General features: G+C 48.5%; 3 protein-coding genes. All 3 read right to left on the bottom strand.

Annotated elements, in window-relative coordinates; genetic code table 11:
- A partial coding sequence (locus ABY802_RS16530; RefSeq protein ID WP_372628217.1) for a nucleotide sugar dehydrogenase occupies nt 1–554 on the bottom strand: 554 nt, incomplete at its 3' end.
- A gap of 128 nt (nt 555–682) precedes the next feature.
- The gene (gene cysC / locus ABY802_RS16525; protein WP_372628216.1) at nt 683–1,279 is read right to left on the bottom strand and encodes an adenylyl-sulfate kinase; all 597 of its coding nucleotides are present in this window, start codon (nt 1,277–1,279) and stop codon (nt 683–685) included.
- Nucleotides 1,280–1,342: 63 nt separating this feature from the next.
- Nucleotides 1,343–2,600, bottom strand: a 1,258-nt coding sequence (locus ABY802_RS16520) for an SLC13 family permease (protein WP_372628215.1), incomplete at its 5' end; no start/stop codon positions are given.

The raw sequence follows: 2,600 nt of genomic DNA, 5'->3' as shown, positions 1-2,600 counted from the left end.
CGCAGAATATCTTTGGGCCGGTCGCAATAGGTGCCAACAATAATCCGATCGGGGCGCATACAGTCAGCAACCGCCACCCCTTCTTTCAGAAATTCCGGGTTTGAAACCACATCAAACTGCAATGCCAGGTTCCGCTTTGCTAATACCTCAGCAATTCTTGCTTTTACTTTATCCGCTGTACCAACCGGAACGGTCGACTTATCAATAATAATTTTGGCTGCATCCATATAGCGGCCTATGGTGTCTGCCACTGCCAGTACATATTGCAAATCAGCAGAGCCATCTTCTTCCGGTGGGGTGCCTACCGCAATATACTGCACTTCACCATGCTCTACCCCGGCTTTGGCATCGGTAGTAAAGTGCATTCGTCCAGCCTGATAATTACTGATGACTAACTGTTCCAGTCCCGCTTCATGTATCGGCATAATGCCATTGGTCAGGTCAGTTATCCGCTGTTCATTAACATCAACGCAATAAACATTATGCCCTACTTCAGCCAAAACGGCGGCCTGCACCAAACCCACATAACCAATTCCAAAAACCGTTACTTTCATCAGACTTCCTTATTGGTACCTGGCCAGATTTGTACCTGACTAGTAACAAGATTAAACGCAAACAATAATTAAACAGCAACACCTTAACAAGCGTAAGTTTGAACAGCACGTCATGAATGTTAGCTTAATTATCGGGGAGTGATCATCTGCTGTTGCAAAAACGCCAGCACCTGGCGCGCGGCCTGCTCAATGCTTAGCTCAGCTGTTTTCAAATGAATATCTGGTGAGGCTGGCGCCTCGTACGGTGAGCTGATACCAGTGAAATGGGCGATTTCACCGGCACGGGCTTTCTTGTATAACCCTTTGGGGTCGCGCTGCTCGCACACGGCCAATGGGGTATCAACAAACACTTCAATAAAGGCATCGCCCGCCAGAGCTTTGGCCTGGGCCCGGTCGCTAATAAAAGGAGAAATAAACGCAGTGCCAACTATTAAACCGGCATCCAGCATTAATTTACTTACTTCAGTAATCCGGCGGATATTCTCTACCCTTGAGGCATCGTCAAACCCTAAGTCACGGTTCAGGCCGTGCCGCACATTGTCACCATCCAATAAGTAAGTATGGCAACCAAGGTCAAATAGCATCCGATCGACCGCATTAGCAATAGTCGATTTACCCGAGCCAGACAGCCCGGTATACCACAATAAACAAGGCCTATGACCATTACGGTTCTGCCTTTCACTGTGGCGTACTGCGGCACTATGCCAGACGATATTCTCAGTCATCAAAATGTCCTTTAAACAGATTGGCTAAAGCCAGGTCTACGACTGCCTGAAACGGAAATAATCTTAAAATGGAAAGACCAGGGGGATCAACAACACACTCAGTACCACATAAGTCAGGGCTACCGGTCCGCCTACCAGCACAAAATGCTTTAACTTATAGCTGCTGGCGTTAAACACCATTAAATTGGTCTGATAACCATATGGCGTGACAAAGCTGGCTGAGGCAGCAAACGCTACGCCCATCACCATCGGCATAACATCAACGCCCATCCCTTTGGCCAGGCTGTAGGCCACCGGAAACATCAGCGCCGCTGCGGCATTATTGGTAATAATTTCAGTAAGCAGATAGGTAAGTAAAAAGATCCCTATAAAGGTCACCATCGGCGCCTGGCCGGCTAACGCACTGCCGGCAAAATCACTGATATTCTGGGCCAGGCCTGTGTGGTTCATAGCACTGGCGATACAGAGCGCACTGCTAACAATAAGCCAGATCTCTACCGGAAAGCGACGCTTTATCTCGTTGATGGTTAAACAACCACTAAATAGCAGCGCCGCCAGTAAATAAATAGCCGCAAGCAACAAAGAGGTACCGGTAAATACCGTGCCGACAATCATGGCCACGAAACCCCACCAGGTTAAGCGCTCACGCCAGCCACTGAGCATATGTTCAGGCTCAATACCGGACAATAAATAGAAGTTTTTGCTGATATTATGGCGGCTGGCAAAATCAGGACCGGTGGCCAGCAGTAAAAAATCGCCGGCTTTTAACTCAATTTCACCCAGCTTGCCATTTACCCGCTCACCTTCGCGCCTTACGGCCACCACAGCGGCGTCAAACCTTGCCCGAAAGCCACTGTTTTTCAGGGTTTTGCCGGTAAGTACTGACTCTTCTTTAATAATCACTTCTGTCAGGCTCTGGGTTGCCAGGCCATTTTCGTCGGCGAATAAACTAATACCGGCAAATTGCTTTAGTACGTTTACCTTATGGACATTGCCGGTAAAAATCAGTTTATCGCCCGCTTTTAAAATGTCATAGCGCGCTACCGGCCGGATCACTTCGTTATCACGCACAATCTCCGTTAAAAACAGCTCGTCTAAATGGCGCAGGCCTGCCTGCTCCACGCTCTGTCCAACCAGCGGGGAATCATTATTCAGCTTAGCTTCTAGCAGGTACTCGGTTATCACCACATCCTGGGTTTTCTCATCCGGCAGCAAAAAGCTCATCACAAATAACACCAGGCTGCCCCCGGCCAATACGCCCAGACCAACTAAGGTAAAGTCAAAAAAGCCAAAACCGGGCTCACCGGTTTCAACCAACATG

The organism is Arsukibacterium sp., assembly GCF_041616895.1.
Taxonomy (GTDB): Bacteria; Pseudomonadota; Gammaproteobacteria; order Enterobacterales; family Alteromonadaceae; genus Alishewanella.
The sequence above is the reverse complement of the archived record's forward strand: the minus strand, read 5'-3'. Positions and strand labels throughout refer to the sequence as shown.